General features: G+C 43.4%; 16 protein-coding genes and 1 rRNA gene. 7 read left to right on the top strand and 10 right to left on the bottom strand.

Translation table 11 applies throughout. From position 1 onward, the window contains the following. The first annotated feature begins 450 nt into the window (after nucleotides 1-450). The 4 genes from RG959_RS22875 to RG959_RS22860 all read left to right on the top strand — a co-directional run bounded on the left by RG959_RS22875 (nucleotide 451) and on the right by RG959_RS22860 (nucleotide 6,300). Entirely contained in the window at nucleotides 451-1,506 is a 1,056-nt protein-coding gene (locus RG959_RS22875; protein WP_342799116.1) for an ion channel, read from the top strand. Nucleotides 1,507-1,689: 183 nt separating this feature from the next. Next, a complete protein-coding gene (locus tag RG959_RS22870; protein ID WP_342799115.1) occupies nucleotides 1,690-2,718 on the top strand; it encodes a BlaI/MecI/CopY family transcriptional regulator in 1,029 nt (342 codons plus the stop codon). Nucleotides 2,719-3,362: 644 nt separating this feature from the next. After that, nucleotides 3,363-4,568 carry a quaternary amine ABC transporter ATP-binding protein gene (locus RG959_RS22865; protein WP_315691230.1) on the top strand — a complete coding sequence of 402 codons (1,206 nt, stop codon included), beginning with the start codon at nucleotides 3,363-3,365 and terminating at the stop codon, nucleotides 4,566-4,568. A 4-nt stretch (nucleotides 4,569-4,572) separates the two neighbouring features. Then, nucleotides 4,573-6,300 carry a glycine betaine ABC transporter substrate-binding protein gene (locus tag RG959_RS22860; RefSeq protein WP_342799114.1) on the top strand — a complete coding sequence of 576 codons (1,728 nt, stop codon included), beginning with the start codon at nucleotides 4,573-4,575 and terminating at the stop codon, nucleotides 6,298-6,300. A gap of 46 nt (nucleotides 6,301-6,346) precedes the next feature. Here the strand turns inward: RG959_RS22860 and gucD are convergent, their stop codons facing one another. Continuing rightward, the gene (gene gucD, locus RG959_RS22855) at nucleotides 6,347-7,810 is read right to left on the bottom strand and encodes an alpha-ketoglutaric semialdehyde dehydrogenase GucD (RefSeq protein ID WP_342799113.1); all 1,464 of its coding nucleotides are present in this window, start codon (nucleotides 7,808-7,810) and stop codon (nucleotides 6,347-6,349) included. Nucleotides 7,811-7,824: 14 nt separating this feature from the next. Further along, entirely contained in the window at nucleotides 7,825-8,760 is a 936-nt protein-coding gene (kdgD, locus tag RG959_RS22850; RefSeq protein WP_342799112.1) for a 5-dehydro-4-deoxyglucarate dehydratase, read from the bottom strand. A gap of 376 nt (nucleotides 8,761-9,136) precedes the next feature. Between kdgD and RG959_RS22845 the strand changes: the two genes are divergently transcribed. The 3 genes from RG959_RS22845 (at nucleotide 9,137) to RG959_RS22835 (ending at nucleotide 12,709) form a co-directional block, all read left to right on the top strand. Beyond that, nucleotides 9,137-10,459 carry an MFS transporter gene (locus RG959_RS22845; protein ID WP_483298919.1) on the top strand — a complete coding sequence of 441 codons (1,323 nt, stop codon included), beginning with the start codon at nucleotides 9,137-9,139 and terminating at the stop codon, nucleotides 10,457-10,459. A gap of 32 nt (nucleotides 10,460-10,491) precedes the next feature. Beyond that, a complete protein-coding gene (gudD, locus tag RG959_RS22840; protein ID WP_342799111.1) occupies nucleotides 10,492-11,850 on the top strand; it encodes a glucarate dehydratase in 1,359 nt (452 codons plus the stop codon). 151 nt (nucleotides 11,851-12,001) lie between these two features. After that, nucleotides 12,002-12,709 (top strand): FadR/GntR family transcriptional regulator, encoded by a 708-nt coding sequence (locus RG959_RS22835; RefSeq protein ID WP_342799110.1) that lies wholly within the window; start codon nucleotides 12,002-12,004, stop codon nucleotides 12,707-12,709. 36 nt (nucleotides 12,710-12,745) lie between these two features. Here the strand turns inward: RG959_RS22835 and RG959_RS22830 are convergent, their stop codons facing one another. The 8 genes from RG959_RS22830 to rrf form a co-directional block, all read right to left on the bottom strand. Then, nucleotides 12,746-14,251 (bottom strand): tripartite tricarboxylate transporter permease, encoded by a 1,506-nt coding sequence (locus RG959_RS22830; RefSeq protein ID WP_342799109.1) that lies wholly within the window; start codon nucleotides 14,249-14,251, stop codon nucleotides 12,746-12,748. A gap of 12 nt (nucleotides 14,252-14,263) precedes the next feature. Next, the gene (locus tag RG959_RS22825) at nucleotides 14,264-14,716 is read right to left on the bottom strand and encodes a tripartite tricarboxylate transporter TctB family protein (RefSeq protein WP_342799108.1); all 453 of its coding nucleotides are present in this window, start codon (nucleotides 14,714-14,716) and stop codon (nucleotides 14,264-14,266) included. A 72-nt stretch (nucleotides 14,717-14,788) separates the two neighbouring features. Continuing rightward, nucleotides 14,789-15,787 (bottom strand): tripartite tricarboxylate transporter substrate binding protein, encoded by a 999-nt coding sequence (locus tag RG959_RS22820; protein WP_342799107.1) that lies wholly within the window; start codon nucleotides 15,785-15,787, stop codon nucleotides 14,789-14,791. A gap of 90 nt (nucleotides 15,788-15,877) precedes the next feature. Next, nucleotides 15,878-16,888, bottom strand: a complete 1,011-nt coding sequence (locus tag RG959_RS22815) for a mannonate dehydratase (RefSeq protein WP_342799106.1) — start codon at nucleotides 16,886-16,888, stop codon at nucleotides 15,878-15,880. 81 nt (nucleotides 16,889-16,969) lie between these two features. After that, nucleotides 16,970-17,710 carry a FadR/GntR family transcriptional regulator gene (locus RG959_RS22810; protein ID WP_315691238.1) on the bottom strand — a complete coding sequence of 247 codons (741 nt, stop codon included), beginning with the start codon at nucleotides 17,708-17,710 and terminating at the stop codon, nucleotides 16,970-16,972. A gap of 234 nt (nucleotides 17,711-17,944) precedes the next feature. Further along, entirely contained in the window at nucleotides 17,945-19,231 is a 1,287-nt protein-coding gene (locus RG959_RS22805) for an ATP-binding protein (protein ID WP_342799105.1), read from the bottom strand. A 342-nt stretch (nucleotides 19,232-19,573) separates the two neighbouring features. Continuing rightward, nucleotides 19,574-20,023, bottom strand: coding sequence for a hypothetical protein (locus RG959_RS22800; RefSeq protein ID WP_342799104.1), 450 nt, complete (start codon nucleotides 20,021-20,023; stop codon nucleotides 19,574-19,576). 149 nt (nucleotides 20,024-20,172) lie between these two features. Next, nucleotides 20,173-20,248: ribosomal RNA gene (rrf, locus tag RG959_RS25665) — 5S ribosomal RNA — on the bottom strand; the annotation flags it as partial.

Here is a 20,248-nt window from a genome sequence, read left to right as displayed (position 1 = left end):
ATATGAAACCGATCCGGGTTAATTTTTAATATTTCTTCAATAGACCGGACACCGGCCATCCCATTTCCGATTAGTACAATCCTTTCTCTATTCACAGTAAATCCCCCTCAATCACAGTAGATATCCCGTATTATAAAAAGAATAAAAGATGCTGTCTGAATACATGTTATATAATCTAACATAATATTTGAAAAATGAATTTTATAAACGGCAGCAAAAACATAGATAACTATGTATTTTTAAAAATATGTCGAGAATTCTGACACACTACTTAAATAAAAAAAGAAAAGGCGGTCTATAAGTTAAGAAATGACTGTATATGCAATAAAAATCCAAAATCCACTTTTGCGCTGAAAACAATACAGTTTCTATTTATTCATTGGGTTTTAATAATGACTGAATAAGGGAACGATAAGGAAAAATAGAATATGAACAAGAGGACGAGTGCAAATGAGACTGACAGTGAAAAGAATCATTTATTACCTAATTAAATTAAGAAGCCGCATCTTTCTTCCTTTTTTTCTCTTATATATTTTAATCTCTTCTTATATTGCTTTACTGATTGAACCGGAAACCTTCGGCTCTTATTTAACAGCTGTATATTGGGTCATGACTGCTCTAGCAACGGTTGGCTTCGGAGATTATGCACCGGTCACCGACGCGGGAAAAGTTTTTACAATTATTCTTTATATTACAGGTATTGGAATGGTCAGTGTGTTTATCGGAAACATTCTTGAATCGGTGTATCGGATTGAGAAGATGAGGGTAGGTGGAAAAATGAAATACACAGGAAGTAACCATATTATTTTAATCGGATGGAGCGAAAAATCAAAAGCGGCAGTAGAAGAAATTATTACTTCGGATAACAGAATCGATATTGTGCTCATCGATCACCTGGAAAAATCCCCCTTAATAGATGAACACCTTTTTTATGTGCGTGGAGATGCAACGAATGAGGAAACACTTATGCGGGCAAATTTGCCGGAAGCCAAAGGAGTAATTATCTTCGCTGAAGATCCTCCAAAAGCAAATGATACAGCGAAAGATCCCCTTCTAGCCGATGGGAAAACGCTGCTTATTGCCACAGCCATTACGTCAATTGAAGAACAAATGAATTTATCTATTCATGTAACAGCGGAAGTCATTCACCAGGAGCACATTCGCTTATTTGAACGGGTGAAAGTCGATGAATTTATTCCGACCAATGAAATGATTTCCCATGCAGCCGTACGGTCTCTATTTTCCCACGGCATCACCCATATTTATGCTGAACTAATGAGCCGCCAGGTCGGCGAAAGTATCTATGAAATTGCCAAACGCCCCCAATGGGTTACATATCGGGACGCATTTATGGAACTATTGGATGAGGGAGCCACCCTCGTAGCGGATCACAGCAATCTTCATATTAACCAAAAATTAGACGAACGAATTCCAGCTGGAGCGCGCCTTTTTGTAATGTGCGATAAAGAAGTGATTGCTAAAATTCAGCCGAATGCCAATGACTAATTTGATCATAATTTACCATATTAATGTAGCACAGTTAAATTGATAAAAAAAAGGGTAGATAAAGAAAGAGCTTAGTTGTTTATCAATAGCAAGTTGCAGCTAATTAATGATACAGCCGTTATTCATCCGTTTGTTTCAGCTTGGTTGGCAGCTTGGTTTTAACAACAAGGAGGTTGCCGGATTATGAGCAGATCATCAAATTGGGAAAACAAACAATTATATGAATCCTCCTGCAGGGTTCAGTCATCGAGAAAATTAAAGGAAGCGACCTGGCAGTTGCTTTGGGAAGCAGAACGCCCTTATACGACCAAAGAAATTTCAAGTCTGCTTTACACAGGAGAAGCAACAGCAAACAGCCTGTTGCATTCATTAATGCAGGAAAAGAAAATTAAACGGGAAAAAATCACCTCTAAGATCAACGGACGGACGATTTCCCGTTATGTCTATTATGGTGTCGAGCCTTATGCGGAATCACAGCAGGAAGAGCTCTCCCCATTAATGGCACAGGTCTATCAGTTGTTTCAGTCTACCGGCCAGAAGTTGTCAGCAGAGCGTGTATCTTCCCTGCTCAATCTTGCACCAACAAGTACGGCTACGGTTCTGTACCGCTTGTACAAAAAAGGCTATCTCTCTAGAAGCAAAGAATACTCCGGTAAAAGAAAGCGATATCTCTACGTTATTGAAGAAGATTCAGAACGCGAGTCTTCCTACATTATTGAAAGGATGGATAAACTGCCCACCAAAGGCGGAACGTTAAAAGACATATCAGCTGTTACCGGGATATCGATTCGTACTTTAAAAGAAGTGATGCTGGAGTTATTTAAAAAAGGACAAGTATGCCGCCGGCGCCATAGCGAATATGCAGAAAATGAAAGTTTGATTTATTTTTTGCGCGACGAGGAAACATGGGAATATCACATCTCTCGATTACTAGAGTTTGAAATCGTCCAGGAATTAAACAAACATTCTTGCTCTTTGTCTTTAATTGACCTAGAAAATCGGTTGAATGTAAATGTATCCAAAATTAGAAAAGCAGTGCAGTCTATGTATGAAGCCTCCATCGTTGAACGGATTCACCTTGCAAAAGAATCGATATACAGAAGAGGCTATGGATACAGGTTAACAAAAACCGGAAAAAGAAGAACTGCCACAATGTGGGATTACTTTGAGGAAATCGTTTGTACAGAGAAACAGCTAGTCAGCGGCAAATAAAATCTCCTTTATACGTTAGGCTGACTGCAGTAAGGCTTGTGGTCAGCTTCTTTTTATTTGATCCCCTGCCTGCTCTTATTTTTACTGCCAGCAGTGTCATTTACATATAAAAAAGAAAAGATCACTCCTCTATATCAACCCAAATATACCCTTAATGTATAAATATATTGATCTAAATAATAAAATACATTAAATGGTTTAATCGTTCTTTTATAGATTTTAAGCTTATTCGTTTGAATTTTATTGAACGTTTTGTTAAGGTATATAATAACTCCGAAACGAAGCGTTTATTAATTTTTAAAAAACGCTTTTTTCGAAAACAAAACCAATTTTAATATTTTTTTATGCCGTACCTGTTCGCTTCCTCTTTTTGTGATTTTACCTCTTTTTCCTGCCGGAAATGCTCACACAATCACAAACCTTACATTTACTCTGAATTGCTGCTGTGTCGCAAATACGCACGGCGCTTTCAACCAAACGATCGGCCTTTTTACATGATCGCACAGGGCTCCTGTCTTTCTCTATGTTCGCGGTGCAATGGATTTGAACCTGCATTTATAAAGCTGCCTGCTATGACAGACATAAAACAGAAGGAATCGGCAAAACTAAATATGATATTGGCAATTCTATATTGAGGTGATTTGATGGATCCATACGTACAAGTAAAAAATGTCTCGAAGATTTTTGGCAAATCCCCTAAAGCAGCCATTGAGTTATTAAAGCAAGGCAAGACAAAAAAAGAAATTTTAAATGAAACAGGACAGACAGTTGGAGTAAATAATGTCAATTTTGATATTTATCAAGGAGAGATTTTTGTCATCATGGGGTTATCCGGAAGCGGGAAATCAACCTTGATTCGCATGTTTAACCGGCTGATTGACCCAACTATCGGTGAAATTCTAATTGAAAACGAAGATATTGTTAAAATGAATGCTGCAAGATTAAGAGAAGTTAGACAAAAGAAAATCAGCATGGTTTTTCAAAACTTCGCTCTCTTCCCCCACAAAACTATTTTAGAAAACACCGAGTATGGCCTTGAAATTCAAAAAGTCCCTGCTGATGAACGTCGTAAAAAAGCAATGAGCGCTCTTGAAGTAGTGGGCTTAAAAGGATATGAGCACCAACTGCCTTCACAGCTGAGCGGCGGTATGCAGCAGCGGGTCGGTCTCGCCCGGGCTCTTGCAAGCGATACAAGCATTTTGCTTATGGATGAGGCATTTAGTGCACTTGACCCTCTTATTCGCAAAGATATGCAGGATGAACTGCTGGAAATTCAAGAGCAGTATAAAAAAACCATTATCTTTATTACCCATGATCTGGATGAAGCACTTCGAATCGGTGATCGAATTGCGCTTATGAAAGACGGCAGTGTCATCCAGCTCGGCACTCCGGAACAAATTATGATGAATCCAGCCAATGAATTTGTTGAAAAGTTCGTGGAAGATGTGGATTTATCCAAAGTGCTCACGGCTTCTCACGTAATGAAGCGGCCTGAGAAAATTGGTGCTGACCGCGGACCTCGCGTAGCACTTGAAATTATGCGCAAGCAAGGCTATTCAAGTATTTTCGTCGTAGACCGCAAGCAGAAGCTGCTCGGTGCGATTACAGCTGAACAGGCTCGTCAGGCTATTGATCAAAACCTGTCGATTCCAGAGGTCATGACTACCGATATTCCAACAGCGTCAGAAGACACACTGCTTGGCGATATTATGGATGAGATGGCTACATCCAATTTGCCGATCTCTGTTGTGGACGACCAGCAAAGAATTAAAGGAATTGTCATCCGCGGAGCCCTCATTGGAGCGCTGGCCGGTAACAAAGATTCCTTGAACGAAATGGAGAGTGAGTAAGCAAATGAATATGAAAAAAATTCCACTCGGAGCGTGGATTGATTCCTTAGTGGATTGGATTACTGTCACATTTGCCGGCTTATTTTCCCTAATCACGAATACAATTGATGGCTTGCTAAACATCTTAGTAGATCTTTTAAGTGCAGGCCCGCCTATTGTTTTAATCTTAATTTTAACACTTCTTGTTACGTATACGAGCCGCTGGCCGTTGGGTATTTTTACTTTAATCAGCTTGCTGCTGATCGACAATCTTGGTTATTGGGATTCCAGTATTCAAACCCTTGCCATTGTCATTTTGTCTGGACTGCTCACCATTGTGATCGGGATACCGATCGGCATTTGGTGTGCCCAGCGAAAAACAGTCCGCAATATTGTCATGCCTATTCTTGATTTTATGCAGACAATGCCTGCTTTTGTTTATTTGATCCCGTCTATTCTGTTTTTTGGAATCGGGGTTGTACCGGGAATTATCGCATCCTTTATTTTTGCGATTGCCCCGACGATTCGAATGACTAATCTTGGTATTCAGGAAGTGCCGAAAGATTTAATTGAAGCATCCAATGCTTTTGGTTCCAGCAACAGCCAAAAGCTGTTTAAGGTCCAGCTTCCTTTAGCAACCCCCACGATTATGGCCGGGGTAAACCAAAGTATTATGCTTGCCCTTTCCATGGTCGTAACAGCTTCACTCGTTGGTGCTCCAGGGCTCGGCGCGGATGTTTACCGTGCGGTCAGCCAGATTAATGTAGGACAAGGGTTTGAAGCAGGACTATCGATCGTCATTATTGCCATTATTCTTGACCGTCTTACACAGAATTTACGAAACCCGGCATACAAGCATTTGATCCGTCCGAAAATTGTTTTTTCTGCGCTGGCTGTGCTTGTGATCGGTGCAGTTCTCGTTCTTTCTCTGGCAAAAAATGAAACAGCAACCGGTCCAGCTGGCGATGTCGGCAGCGAAACAGGCTATCAAATCATCGGTATTGAGCCTGGAGCCGGGATTATGACACAAGCTAGAAATGCCATTAAAGATTACGGCTTAGACGACTGGAAGCTTACAGAGGGTTCTTCAGCCGCAATGGTAGCCGAATTGAAAAAAGCGTATGATCAAAAGAAACCGATCATTATTACAGGCTGGTCGCCGCACTGGATGTTCTCTTCTTTTGATTTAAAATATCTCGAAGATCCGAATCAAACCTTTGGCGGTGCTGAAGATATTAATACGATCGTACGAAAAGGTCTCCAACAGGATGCACCTGGTGCCTACCAAATCTTAGACCAGTTCGCCTGGGAAACAAGTGATATGGAAGAAGTTATGGTACAAATTGAAGAAGGCGCAAGTGCAGAAGAAGCCGCTCAAAAATGGATTGCCGACCATCCGGATGTAGTAGCAAAGTGGACTGAGGGTGCACAAAAAGGAAACGGTCAAAGCATCAGCCTTGTTTATGTAGCCTGGGATACCGAAATTGCCAGCACAAATGTAATCGGCCAAGTGCTTGAGCAAAACGGCTACAAGGTAAAACTAAGCCAGGTTGAGGTTGGCCCTATGTTTGCAAGTATTGCAAATGGCAGTGCAGATGCAATGGTTGCAGCTTGGCTGCCAAGTACCCACCTTGAGTACTACAACACATATAAAAAAGACATCGTTGATCTTGGACCAAACCTGCACGAAACGAAAAACGGTCTGGTCGTACCAGCTTATATGGATATTGATTCTATTGAAGATTTAAAATAAGAAAAAGAGCTGCTCATTCAATGAGCAGCTCTTTTCATAATTCATTTTATTTTACAAAAACTGTTTTAATCGAAGTGAAGAATTCTTTAGCGGCTTCTCCCTGTTCACGGGAATGGGAACTGGACTGCTTCATGCCGCCGAATGGAGCCTGCAGCTCTACGCCTGCACTTTCTGCGTTTACCCGGATGAGCCCCGCTTCCATGTCATTGACGAAAGACAACAAATGCTGAATGTTCGTTGTAAAGATAGAAGCACTTAAGCCGTACTCGGTATCATTCGCCAGCTTCAGCGATTCTTCCACAGATTCTGCTTTTAAAAGGGCAATGACCGGGCCAAATATTTCTTCTCTTGCAATGGCCATATCCGGCGTGCAATTGTCAAAAATAGTAGGCTCCACGTAGTATCCGTCTGCCTGGCTGCCTTCTTCCGCACGTTTGCCCCCGGTAAGGAGTTCGGCACCTTCTTCTACCCCTTTATTAATATAAGAAAGAACCGTGTTTAATTGATTTTCGCTTGCGCATGGCCCCATCCATGTACGGCTGTCAAGGCCGCTGCCAACCGTGATCTCTTTTGTTTTTTGAACAAGCATGTCCTTAAATTCATCAAACACTTCAGATGCCACAATCACCCGGCTGGTTGCCGTACATTTTTGTCCCGTTGAACGGAAAGCGCCTGTCACAACCGCTTCCACTGCCAGATCAAGATCGGCATCGGCTGCCACAATGACTGGATTTTTCCCGCCCATTTCAAGCTGGTATTTTGCCCCGCGGGAGAGCGCTGCCTGGCCGATCTGCTTGCCAACGCCGTTAGAACCGGTAAACGTAATGCCGTTGATCTCTTCATGATCGGCGATGCCCTGGCCGATGGTTCTGCCTGGCCCCGTAATTAAGTTAATGACGCCAGCTGGGAATCCGGCTTCTTCGAAGCATTCAATAATCTTGGCAGCTGTAACTGCTGTTTCCGTCGCCGGCTTAATCACAACTGTGTTGCCATATACAAGCGCCGGCGCCATTTTCCAGATTGGAATGGCAATCGGGAAGTTCCAGGGAGTAATCACTCCGACGACACCGAGCGGTACACGTGTTGTAAACATCAGAGCGGAGCTGTCCGTAGATGGAATCACATCGCCTACTTTGCGCATGCCTTCTCCTGCATAATACTTTAAGATGGCAATGCCGCGGGACGTTTCGCCTTTTGTTTCGGCAAACGTTTTACCCATTTCTCGTGTAGCACATTCCGCAATGTCATCGATTCTTTTTTCGAGAATGTGAGCTGCTTTATACAGGTACTCTCCGCGGGCTGCCCCTGACAGCCTGCGCCATCCTTCTTTTGCTGCTTTCGCTGCGGCCACCGCCTGGTTCAAATCATCGGCTGTTGATTTTTGTACATAGCCCACTACTTCATTTCTGTCTGCTGGATTCAGGCTTTTTTCCACTTCATTTGAAACGGAAGGAACCCATTCGCCATTGATAAAATTCAGGTATGTTTTGGTTTCAATTGTGGTTGTCATCATGATCCCGCCTTTTATTGGATTGATTGTACAGCTGTTTCTTTTGGAAAACGGTCTAATGCATTTTTCAGGATGCTTTCCATTTCTGCGTAATGCTCTTTTTCCACCGGAAGGATAGGCAGTCTGACTGTTTCTCCGACTGGTTTCCCCATAATTTCCATTCCCGCTTTAATGAGAGAAACGGCATAGCCTTTACGCTGGCAGCGGACATTGTGGATTGGCAGAATAACATGTTTGAAAATATCACGAACGGTTTCCTGATCCCCGTTTTGCAGGCTTGTGTAAAACTTCCGGGAGATATGCGGAATATAATTGGAAATCGCCGATGAATAAGAATCAAAACCCAGCGGGATGTATGCCGGCATCGTCACTTCAGCCAGCGGCATGCCGTTCAGCCATCCAAAACGGTCTCCAAATGTCTGAGTGAGCAGTGTATTTAACTCCATATTGCCAAGGCCGTCTTTGACACCTACCACCTGCGGCACTTCAGCAAGCGTTTCCAAAGTAGAGATTGAAAAAGATACATTGTCACGCTGGTAGACAATCGCATTTAAATCTGTGCTTTCGGCAATCGCTTTAAAATAAGCAGCCTGCCCCTCCTGCTCGCCTGTTACAAGATATGGCGGCAGAATCAGATAGCCATCTGCCCCTTTATCTGCTGAAATTCGGGCCAGTTCCAGGGACGTTTGAATGTTGCCCCCTACACCCGTGTAAACCGGTACTTTCCCGCCGGTCACTGACACCGCTATTTCCACCATGGCTTCGTACTCACCCTTGCTTAATGATGGGTATTCCGCTGCAGCACAGGCTACAAAGATCGCTTCCAGCCCATCATCCAGTAAATCCTGTACGTTTTGAGCCAGTGCCTGCTCATCCAGCTGATTGTTTTTGGTAAATGGTGCAATCGGGAATCCTAAAATCCCGGTCGGAGCCTGACGATTTTGATTCATGGTATATCCCCCTTGTGTTGTTTGTTTTATTGTAAGACAAATTGTTTTATCGGTCAACTTTTAATTTTATTTTCTGAAAGTTTTACCCAAGATGCCGGCTTTCTTCTGATAATATAGCGATTTAGACATAAAACAGCGGCCGGATAAACATTCTTGAAAACGGTTGACAAACAATTATATTTGTCTTACTATTGGACAAAATGAAATAATTTGAATTTTACAAAAGGAGTGTTGCTTTTGATAGCGAATATTTCTTAGAATTGAAGTAGTTCATCATGCACTTTTTGAAAGCGGTATCACCTCATCGAATTCATGTAAAGGAAGTGTGTTTATGTCTATGAATGCGCAAGAGAAAGTTCTTCCTTCTTCTCCGCCAATGCCCAGCAGCCAGAAAAAAACACGTGCCCGCTGGTTTATTGTTTTTATGCTGTTTCTTGTTACAGCGATTAATTACGCAGATCGTGCCACCCTCTCCATTGCCGGAACGGACATGTCCAGTCAGCTTGGCCTTGATTCAGTGATGATGGGCTATGTGTTTTCTGCTTTTGCCTGGTCCTATGTAGCCGGCCAAATTCCCGGCGGATGGCTGCTGGACCGATTCGGCTCAAAGAAAGTATATTTTTGGAGTATCTTCTTATGGTCGGCTTTTACGCTTATGCAGGGTTTTATTGGTTTCTTCGGCACTGCCGGAACCGCTGTGATGATCTTGTTCGGTCTTCGCTTCCTGGTTGGGCTGGCAGAGGCACCTTCTTTTCCTGCCAACAGCCGGATCGTCGCTTCCTGGTTTCCAAGCCATGAACGCGGCACAGCTGCAGCTACCTTTAACTCTGCCCAGTATTTTGCGACCGTTCTGTTCGCACCCATTATGGGCTATATTACGTACACATTTGGCTGGCAGTATGTTTTCTACTTTATGGGTGCGGTCGGGATTATCGTTTCGTTCATTTGGATGAAAGTGGTTTATAGCCCAAAAGAACATCCACGGATTAACGAGGCTGAGCTTGCTTACATTGAAGAAGGCGGCGCCCTGACCAACATGGATCAAACAGAAACAAAGAAAGAAAAAAAGAAAGCGATTAATTGGAGCCAGGTTAAGCAGCTGCTGACAAACCGGATGCTCCTGGGTGTGTACCTTGGCCAGTATTGTATTACGACGCTTACGTATTTTTTCCTTACCTGGTTTCCGGTTTACCTTGTTCAGGAAAGAGGCATGACCATTCTTGAAGTTGGTTTTGTGGCTTCTCTGCCGGCTGTATGCGGATTTTTTGGCGGAATTCTTGGCGGCATGTTTTCCGATTTCCTGCTCCGTAAAGGCTTCTCTTTAACGGTTGCCCGGAAAACACCGATTGTGGTCGGCATGCTGTTGTCTATGAGCTTAGTAGCCGCAAATTATGTAGATGCACAGTCTGTTGTTATCTTTGTTATGGCACTTGCCTTTTTCGGTAAAGGATTTGGGGCACTTGGCTGGGCAGTTGTCGCAGATACCTCGCCAAAAGAAATGTCCGGCGTCAGCGGCGGCCTTTTCAATACCTTTGGCAACATTGCCGGTATTACGACGCCGATCATTATCGGCTACATTATTGCCACAACCGGTTCATTTAACGGGGCGCTTGTTTTCGTCGGTGCCAATGCACTCGTTGCGATCTGCAGCTACTTGTTCCTTGTAGGTGAAATTAAGCGGGTTGAATTGAAATCTTAATTAATAATCTTAATTTGATAGGAGAGAAACATATGAACACTCAAGTAATCCAGGAAAACGTCCAGACAGGTACGCCTATTATTACAGAAATGAACGTGGTTCCCGTTGCAGGCCATGACAGCATGCTCCTGAACTTAAGCGGTGCTCACGCCCCTTACTTTACGCGTAATATTGTGCTGCTGAAAGACAATGCAGGGAATGTGGGTGTTGGTGAAGTCCCAGGCGGTGAGAAAATCCGCCAGACGCTTGAAGATGCACGTGAAATAGTGGTCGGCCAGTCTATCGGCACCTACAACAATATTTTAAACAACGTACGCCGTCAGTTTGCAGACCGGGACGCAGCGGGACGCGGCTTGCAGACGTTTGACCTCCGCATTACGATTCATGCTGTAACCGCTTTAGAAGCGGCCCTTCTCGACTTGGTTGGAAAATACCTTGGCGTTCCAGTTGCCGCCCTTCTGGGTGAAGGACAGCAGCGGGACAAAGTGGAAATGCTGGGCTATCTCTTTTACGTAGGAGACCGGAACAAAACGGATCTGGATTACCGGAACGAAGCAGAGGCAGAGGATGACTGGTTCCGCCTCCGCCATGAAGAAGCGTTAACTCCTGAAGCCGTTGTCCGGCTGGCAGAAGCGGCTCACGCCCGCTATGGCTTTAACGACTTTAAATTAAAAGGCGGCGTTTTACGCGGCGAAGAAGAAATTGAAGCCGTCACCGCACTGGCAGAACGGTTCCCGGAAGCACGCATTACCCTGGACCCGAACGGCGGCTGGCTCTTAAAAGACGCCATCCGCTTATGCCGGGACCAGCACCATGTGCTCGCTTATGCAGAAGATCCTTGCGGAGCGGAAGGCGGCTTCTCGGCCCGTGAAGTGATGGCTGAATTCAGACGTGCGACAGGACTTCCTACTGCTACAAATATGATTGCCACAGACTGGCGGCAGATGGGGCATTCCATCCAGCTGCAGTCGGTTGATATTCCGCTGGCAGATCCCCATTTCTGGACGATGCAGGGTTCTGTCCGCGTCGCGCAGATGTGTCATGATTGGGGATTAACATGGGGATCTCATTCGAACAACCATTTTGATATTTCACTGGCTATGTTTACGCATGTAGCAGCTGCCGCCCCTGGAAAAATCACCGCTATTGATACACACTGGATCTGGCAGGATGGCCAGCGCCTGACAAAAGAACCGTTTAAGATTGCAGGTGGAATGGTGGATGTTCCAACAAAGCCAGGACTTGGTATAGAGATTGATATGGAGCAGCTGGAAAAAGCCCACCAGCTGTATAAAGAAAAAGGACTTGGTGCACGCGATGATGCACTCGCTATGCAGTATTTGATTCCAGGATGGACGTTTGATCCGAAACGCCCTTGCTTCGTTCGATAATTGTATACAACAAGCGCCCTTGCTTTCAAAGGGCGCTTGTTCTTTTTAATTTGCTCTTTCTCCTCTTATCCTGCACAAATAAGTGGCACTATTATGCAATTCGTCTTACAATAAGGTTACATAGATAAAGGCAGAGAAAAGAGGTTACACCATGGAGGAATCATCTAAAAAGCTGGGCGTTCAATCCGTTCACCGCAACACCCTTTCTAAACAAGTAGTTGAACAAATTGTACAACTGCTTGTCAGCGGTCAAATGAAAGCGGGAGACAAGCTTCCGCCCGAGATGGAGCTGATGGAAGAACTGGGTGTCAGCAGACCGGTCCTTCGAGAAGCACTCAGTGCCCTTGAAACACTTGGCGTTATTACCCGAAAAACGCGGGAAGGAACTTTTTTTAACAATAAAGTCGGCACCCACCCTTTCTCTGTTATGCTGGCGCTGGCGACCGATAACTTACCCGCTATCATTGAAGCGCGCATGGCTTTGGAGTTAGGGCTTGTGACTATGGCCGCCGAGAAAATTACGGACGAGCAGCTGGAAAAGCTAAGAAAAACGATTGATGCCATTGTAAACAGTGAGGATAATGACTATGGCGAAGCGGATAAGGAATTTCATCACATTATAGCCTTAAGCGCTAACAACCCTATTGTCGAAGGGATGATTGATTCTCTTCTGATTACCCATAACAAAGTTAACAGCTTGATTCAAGTGAGAGAGCGGGAACGTACGGTAGAGTACCATAAAGCCATTTACGCGGCCCTCGAAGCACGCGATCCACAGGACGCCTTCTTACAAATGTACAAGCATCTTGATTTTGTCCGTCAAAAAGTCCTTCAATATTCCTCAGCGAATGACGAATAAAAGCCTTGAAGCCATATGGCTTCAAGGCTTTTATTTTTACACTTCGGAATCTCCCAATAAGTTTTTTTTGTTTTTCATACCTGCGACAATGCTAAGGACGATAGTCAAAACGGACAATGCCATCAGCGTGCCCGAAATCGGACGAGTAAAAATCTCCATGAAGTTTCCATTATACAGTCCAAGTGTCTGAAGCAGCGACTCTTCCATCATTTTTCCTAGAATAAACACGAGCGCAATAGGAGCTACCGGAATGTCTGCTTTTTTCAGCACATAACCAAGCAGTCCAAAAACAAGCAGTCCGCCGACATCCCAAAGGCTGTTGCTGATCGAATATGTTCCGACGATAGAAACAGCAATAATAATCGGAAACAGCATGTTAAATGGGATGCTCGCTATTTTAGCCCAAAATTTCGCCAAAGGAAGATTCATAAAAAGCAAAAGCAAGTTCCCGATAAACATGCTTGCAATAACGGCCCATACAAAGTCAGCATGCCGGACAAACAGCGTTGGGCCTGGCTGCAGGCCATGAAGGACAAAAGCTCCTAACAAAACCGCCATGGTCGCTGAGCTTGGAATCCCCAGCAAAAACAATGGAATCAAAGCTCCTCCTGTAAAGGAATTGTTGGCTGTTTCTGGCCCTGCTACCCCTTCAATCGCTCCTTTTCCAAAACGAGACGGGTCTTTTGCCAGTCTTTTCTCCATTGAATAAGACAACAAGGATGGAACAACGGAACTGATCCCCGGAATTAACCCTAAGAAAAAGCCAAGAACGGTTCCCCGACCGATGGACATAGCAGAGGGACGGATTTCCTGACGGTTTGGAAGCAGCCCTTTGACTTTTGGGGGCTTTTCAGGCTTTTTCATTTGCTGTTCGAGGCCTAACAAGATTTCTGATAAGCCAAATAACCCCATCGCAATCGTCACAAAATCAAACCCATCAATCAAAAAAGCCTGGCCAAATGAGAAGCGAATATCACCTGAGCTTGGCGCAATTCCGAACATGGCCAGCACCAGCCCGATCAAAACCGCCAGTACACCACGGATAATGGATTTTCCGGCTAAGCCGACAACCATTGTCATTCCAAACAGAATAAGAGCAAAATACTCAGGCGGCCCAAAAGAAAGAGCAAATTTCACAAGATGAGGCGCAACAAGGGCAACCCCTATGATGGCAACAACGCCTCCTACAAACGAGCCAATGGCAGAAATACCAAGCGCTACACCGGCACGGCCTTTTTGGGCCATCGGGTAACCATCCAGGCTTGTAACAACCGATGCCGCTTCTCCGGGCACATTTACAAGAACTGTTGTAATCGTTCCGCCATACATAGAGCCGTAAAAAATACCGGACAGCATAATGATCGCCGAAATGGGATCCATCGCAAATGTTAACGGAATCAGAAGGGCCGTCCCGGCGCTTGGACCAAGTCCCGGCAAAATGCCCACAATCATGCCAACGGAAACGCCCGCCAGGCAGTATAAAATATTCTGCAACGATAACGCGATTTCAAAGCCGTTCATTAATAATTGAACTGTCTCCATAAAGCCTCCTCCTTACCATCCCAACATATTCGTCGGCAGCGGAATATCCAAAATAAGGTTAAATACGACATATAACACAATCGTGACGGAAGCTGCTGTGCTAAGCGATATTTTCCATTTAAAATCAGGCATAAGAAGAATAAGCATCACGATAATACTGGAGACGATATAGCCGAGAAAAGGTGAAATAAGAATAAACAAAAAGATGGACAGCACTACTTTTAATACGCCAACCAAAGCTGCGCCTTTCGGCAGTACTTCTGAGAACATAATCTTGTTGTTTTTCCGCAGTGAATCCAATATAAACAAAATAGAAAACACCCCCATCAGCCCGCTCAGCCAAAGCGGAAACAAGCCCGGTCCCGGACCATACTCCCCGTAATACGGATATTTCAGCGACTCACGAACCATAAAAAGTGAAAAGAGCAAAAGAGAGATGCCTACCCATACACCGTAATTTTTCACGTTTATCCACTCCCCGCCAGATAATAGTAGAATAAGTACCCGCCTCTAAATAGAGACGGGTACGCGGTACACTTACCAGCCAAGCAAATCTTTTAAGCCTTCAATGTCTTTCACATCCTGTTCAAGCAGCGCTCTGTAATCCTCTGCATTGTAATAGCCGACCTGCGTGCCGATCTCTTCCATTTTCTTTTCATGCTCAGCATTTGTTACCGCTTTCTCGAAAGCGGTTTCGAGCACTTCCATCGTTTCTTCATCCACCCCTTTTGGCGCAACCAGCCCTCTCGTTGATTGAGAAATCACTGGCTCAAATCCTTCTTCTTCAACTGTTGGAACATCCGGAAGGAAAGACGATCTTTCTTCTGCTGTCACAGCGGCTACTTTCAATTGTTTTTCCAGATGCATCGGATACGCTTCACCTACACTCGTTACAAGAACGTCAACATGTCCGCCTAAAAAAGCCGCTCTGGACTTGGCGGTGCCGTCAAACTGGATCGCTTTAAATTTGGTGCCAAGTGCTTCATTTAATTTCAAAGTCACCAGGTGGTCATCTCCTGCTACCCCTGTGGCCGTTGTTGTTACTTCGTGATCCTTCGCATACTCAACCAGTTCTTTGAAGTTTGAAAAACGTTTATCATCCACCCGTATCGCAACCGCTCCCGGGTCTACAACATGATTGCCAATCATCTCGAAGCTGTCAAGATCCACCTGCTTTTCCATCGTAGGATTCACCAATCCACTGGCCAGGTTTGGAGAATTCAAAAAACCGATTGTATACCCATCCGGCTTAGCCGCAGCAATCGCATTCCATCCTACCCAGCCGCTTCCGCCGGGCTGATTAACAATGGTTACCGTTTCCCCGAGCTCTTCTTCTAAAAATGGCTGAAGCGTTCTGGCTGTTGTATCAGTCCCTCCCCCAGCATCATAAGCGACAATAATGCTGATCGGCTTTTTAGGAAAATCACTTTTGCCTTCTGATGAAGCCGTTGAACCTGTTTCTTCTGCTCCAGAACAGGCAGACAAAGCACCCGCCATCATAATCGACGATACCATCAATGAAAAACGTTTTTTCATTCCACTTCCTCCTCTGTTTTAGTGAATAGTTATAGATGGCTTCTTAATGGTCTAGATGCAGAGGGTCACAATGATGCAAATGAAGAAGCGTTATCCCCAAAATTCATTCAAAGCCGTAAGCATCGCTTTTATATAGCCAATGGAATAAGCAAATCCGATGCTGGATGAGCTCCATCCTACATTGGAATGTGACCATTTGGCATCTGTATCGGGTGCATCTCCCGCCATAATCGGAACGTGGTCAGGATTGAGACATCCTTCATATCCAACCTTTTTTAGCTCCAGCAATATTCTGAACATATTCAGATCCCCATCATCAAGCAGCGCTTCTTCAAATGCTTTCGCAGTGGCAAGGCTGCCTCTCACATTTCTGAAGTGAATAAGAAACAATCTTCCTTTGCGGCCGTAATGGTTGATTTCATCAATGACAAGCGGGCTTCCGCCTTCTTCCGCTCTCGTTCCAACGCAGTAAATATAGCCGACGTTTTTGTTTGGATATTCATCAATGATCCGGTGATACCCAAGACCGCCAAATGGACTGTCCGGATGCGGTGAATCAGATGGATGCATGCCGACTTTAACGCCGTAATCCTGCGCAGCAGGAACAATTTCTTTATAAACCTCGTTAAATTTCTTTCTCCATCGCGTACTTTCTTCAAGCGTCGGCGTTGCTGCTTTTTCCTTTGTAAAGCTTAAGCTTTCTCCACGGGAAATCGCTCCGCCCCGCTGAATGGCCTGATAAGGAGTAGACAAGCCATAAAATACATCTCCCGCAAAGCGCTGCCGAACGATGTTGATCCCTGCTTCTCCAAATACTTTTACAGCGTTCACAGAATGCTCGATCTCAAACTCACTGCCTGGCTTTTCATTCATAAAGTCTTCCGAGATATTTGGCAGGGTAACACGGTTGATGTCGAGTCCCCACGAACGAATTCTTTTCCTTTGCTTTAATAAAGCATCCAGATCCGGATACCCCTGCTCCTTCACGCCTGGAAACGAAGCACCATTGCCGAAATCAATATAATCGACGCCAAGCTGGCTCATTTGCTTTAAGTCTGTATCTGAAAGATCAAAGAAATTAGTTGTAACCGAAATGTTCATTCCATCTCCTCCTCTATTTGTTTGCTGGAAAGCCTCCTGTTACTATTGACGGACACAGTAAATCTCCAATCAATAAACCGCTTACATTTTCTCGCTTGTACTTTCTTTACCTTCGAGTATTAGAAAGCTTTTAATGGCTTTTTGCCGAACATAATTAAGGTGATGATACATAGCTGCGTAGGCAGCCAGAGAATCGCGTTTTTCAAGCGCGTGATAAATATCAAGGTGTTGCTGTATCGTTTCTTTTAAATTTCTTTCTTCCAGCGGTATCTTTTTTAAAATCTGGCGATGAAATTGCTGCAACGGATGAACCAATCCATTAAATAAAGCATTGTTTGCACTGAGCGCAATAATTCTGTGAAATTCTTTGTCTTCTTCGGAAGAATCTTCAGTAGGCAGTTCCTTCATACGATCAATTGTCGCTTTTAATTTTTTCAAATCGGCATCGGTTATTTTTTCGGCAGCCAATGTCACTAATCCAAGCTCCAGCGCTACCCTGATTTCGGTAATGGAAAGCAGGTCTCTTGAAGAAAGCGCTAACATAATCGAGAAAGGCTCACTCCCAATTTTGTCTGCAAAGAAGGTTCCATGCCTAGTGTGGCGATGAATAAGGCCGATCACCTCCAAGGAAGTTAAGGCTTCTCTAATCACAGGCCGGCTCACTTTACAAATTTCCATAAGTTCTACTTCTGAAGGAAGCCGCTCTCCTGGACGAAGATGTCCTTCAATAAGCAAATTGATAATTTCATCGATGACTTGTTTCGATAACGTTTTTCGGGTCACTGATTTAATTTGAAGCTTTACACTGTCTCCTTCACCCATGACACTCCCTCCTAATTGTTCTGAATAGTCTTACAATAAATAATTTTCTGTGATTATTGTAAGACAAATTAATTTAACTGTCAATTGAATAAATGAAATTATTTTTTCATGCTGAACGGTTGAAATACTTCGTGGGCTTCTTTGTTTTTTGCGCACAAAAAAACACTGTTCAAAATGAAACAGTGTTCTGAACGGGTGTATATAAGATGATAATGGCAGTTATATAACTCTTTTTTAACCAAAATGACTGGATGGTTCTTCTTTTAAACTCCACACAGTCTTGGTTTCTTTTCCATTTAAAGACAAAGCGGCTGGCGGAAGCGAGATTTTAATCGTCGTTCCTTTGTTTATTTCACTTGAAATGCGCAAATCTCCCTTATGATTTTCAATGATTTTCAAACAGGTCATAAGCCCGAGCCCTGTTCCTTTTTCTTTTGTCGTATAAAAAGGTTCCCCCAATGTCGGAATACGTTCTTCTGGAATCCCTACTCCCTGGTCTTTAAAAGAAAGGGTGATATAACCATCTTCGCTTTTATGAGCCTCTACCTCGATAACACCCCCGCCTGGCATGGCTTCAATCGCATTTTTTAATACATTGATAAATACTTGCTTCAACTGATTTTCTTCACAAACGATTTGAGGAAGCTGCATACTGTATGAAAGGCTTATTTGTACATTTTCCATCATCGCTTGTGAATTAATAAGAGAAACTACATCATCCAGCAGCGGCTGGATATTCATTTTTTTAAATTTCACTTCATTTGGCTTGGCCAGTACTAAAAATTCACCAATAATGGCATTGATCCGTTCCAATTCGGCTAATACAATCTCTAAAAAATCTTTATGCTGATTTGTTTCAGAATGAACCAGCTGGATAAATCCTTTAATGGAGGTAAGCGGGTTTCGGATTTCATGGGCAATACCTGCTGCCAGCTGTCCGACTACTGCTAGTTTCTCAGATTTCTGCAAAAGAGATTCCGTTTGCTCTCTTTTACACGTAATATCCTTGCCAATATATAGTGTTGCTTCTTTTCCTTCGAATATAATTTGTAAAGAAGAGAATTCAAAATAAATCTGTTTTAAATTTAAACACGTAAGCTTGCACACCGCGTTTATGAGTGGACGTTGGGGCTGTTTAGGGACCGCCTTATTTTTTTGTATCTTTTCTAAATATCCGTCTTCAATAAAATCTACAATAGAACGGCCGACAAGATCTCTTTTTTGATGGGCTCCCAACATCTTCTCAGCTGCCTTATTTGCATACAAAATGATATTATTTCGCTGTATAACAACTGATTCAGGAAGCAATTCAATCAACAGCTTATAATTTTCTTCACTTTGCTTTCTTCTTAACTGATCAAGTTTTAACTTGTCATATTGCAGGCCGACAAACCAGGCAATAAAGGTGGCGATAACCAGATCGTACACTTCTTTTTCAAATGCAGAATTAAAAAAGATTAACTGAATGAAAGTAAAGCAGAAGGAAGTGCTAATTAAAATTATTCGGCCAGTCTTTTTCATGGGAACTCCCCTTTTAAACAGATTAAAAACGAAAGCACTTCATAAGCTACCCGCCACATACTTGCCAACCTTTTCGAAAAGTGAAGGGTATTCGAATCTCATGGTCTCGATATGAGAACAGTATATTCCTATATTGCTATAAACACAGTTAAATGCCTATATTTTTTCTTCGACAAATATCGATCATTTTGTTTATTCTGACTGTTTTTGTTGTACTTTGATATGCTAGTGAATGAAAACAAATATACTTACAAAAAAAGAAAAGAACACTTAAAGTTCTTTCCTTTAAATAAATAGAGTGAATACCTTATATGTATACAACAAACATTAATATAAAGAAAATCAGCTGTTGCTTTCCGGTAACCATTGTCCATACATGGGATTGAATGTACCATATGCTCTGAACACACCATTTTTATAAAACGGCATAAACCCGTATCGTTCAAGCCAGCGATACGCACTTTTCCTTTTTTCATCATCAAATACAACAAATAAATACTCATTTGGTTTTAAGCGATATCTGAATTCGAGAATAATATCCAAAGCTTTTTTCAGCCCTTCAAGACCGACTTTCCCGGTTGCTTTCTCTTTTGTACCTCTCGGATTTCGATTCTTCCACCTGTTCGCTTTCTTTCTCGAATCCGTTATGATAACGGCCGCATTCCAAACGTATACGACTCGATCAGAAACAAATTCTTTTTCACGCCAGAAATAAACATGCAGCGACTGACCATTGCTGAGCCCTACCTGATACCGCACCTGGCTTTTTCGTCTTTTTACTAAATCACGCATGTTTTTACAGCTCCTTTGAAGGGGGGAAGATGTTTTTATATTTTCATCCTTCTTATTCATTCCCTCTTTTCTTCCCTGTATGCTAACTCATTCTCTAATTTCTTCATTAAACAAAAAAGACAACTTGATTTCTCAAGTTGTCTTAGCCTGCCAGGCGGCGTCCTGCTCTCGCAGGGGGAAACCCCCAACTACCATCGGCGCTGAAGAGCTTAACGGCCGTGTTCG

The sequence above is a fragment of the Domibacillus sp. 8LH genome (genome assembly GCF_038806185.1).
In the GTDB taxonomy this organism is placed as follows: domain Bacteria; phylum Bacillota; class Bacilli; order Bacillales; family Domibacillaceae; genus Domibacillus; species Domibacillus indicus_A.
Note: the sequence above shows the minus strand (reverse complement) of the source record. Positions and strands in the feature narration are given on the sequence as shown.

What these genes read in the sequence shown, in the direction of transcription:
- RG959_RS22875 (WP_342799116.1), top strand. Translation starts at nt 451, where the DNA reads ATGAGACTGACAGTGAAAAGAATCATTTATTACCTAATTAAATTAAGA.
- RG959_RS22870 (WP_342799115.1), top strand. Translation starts at nt 1,690, where the DNA reads ATGAGCAGATCATCAAATTGGGAAAACAAACAATTATATGAATCCTCC.
- RG959_RS22865 (WP_315691230.1), top strand. Translation starts at nt 3,363, where the DNA reads ATGGATCCATACGTACAAGTAAAAAATGTCTCGAAGATTTTTGGCAAA.
- RG959_RS22860 (WP_342799114.1), top strand. Translation starts at nt 4,573, where the DNA reads ATGAATATGAAAAAAATTCCACTCGGAGCGTGGATTGATTCCTTAGTG.
- gucD (WP_342799113.1), bottom strand. Translation starts at nt 7,810, where the DNA reads ATGACAACCACAATTGAAACCAAAACATACCTGAATTTTATCAATGGC.
- kdgD (WP_342799112.1), bottom strand. Translation starts at nt 8,760, where the DNA reads ATGAATCAAAATCGTCAGGCTCCGACCGGGATTTTAGGATTCCCGATT.
- RG959_RS22845 (WP_483298919.1), top strand. Translation starts at nt 9,137, where the DNA reads ATGCCCAGCAGCCAGAAAAAAACACGTGCCCGCTGGTTTATTGTTTTT.
- gudD (WP_342799111.1), top strand. Translation starts at nt 10,492, where the DNA reads ATGAACACTCAAGTAATCCAGGAAAACGTCCAGACAGGTACGCCTATT.
- RG959_RS22835 (WP_342799110.1), top strand. Translation starts at nt 12,002, where the DNA reads ATGGAGGAATCATCTAAAAAGCTGGGCGTTCAATCCGTTCACCGCAAC.
- RG959_RS22830 (WP_342799109.1), bottom strand. Translation starts at nt 14,251, where the DNA reads ATGGAGACAGTTCAATTATTAATGAACGGCTTTGAAATCGCGTTATCG.
- RG959_RS22820 (WP_342799107.1), bottom strand. Translation starts at nt 15,787, where the DNA reads ATGAAAAAACGTTTTTCATTGATGGTATCGTCGATTATGATGGCGGGT.
- RG959_RS22815 (WP_342799106.1), bottom strand. Translation starts at nt 16,888, where the DNA reads ATGAACATTTCGGTTACAACTAATTTCTTTGATCTTTCAGATACAGAC.
- RG959_RS22810 (WP_315691238.1), bottom strand. Translation starts at nt 17,710, where the DNA reads ATGGGTGAAGGAGACAGTGTAAAGCTTCAAATTAAATCAGTGACCCGA.
- RG959_RS22805 (WP_342799105.1), bottom strand. Translation starts at nt 19,231, where the DNA reads ATGAAAAAGACTGGCCGAATAATTTTAATTAGCACTTCCTTCTGCTTT.
- RG959_RS22800 (WP_342799104.1), bottom strand. Translation starts at nt 20,023, where the DNA reads ATGCGTGATTTAGTAAAAAGACGAAAAAGCCAGGTGCGGTATCAGGTA.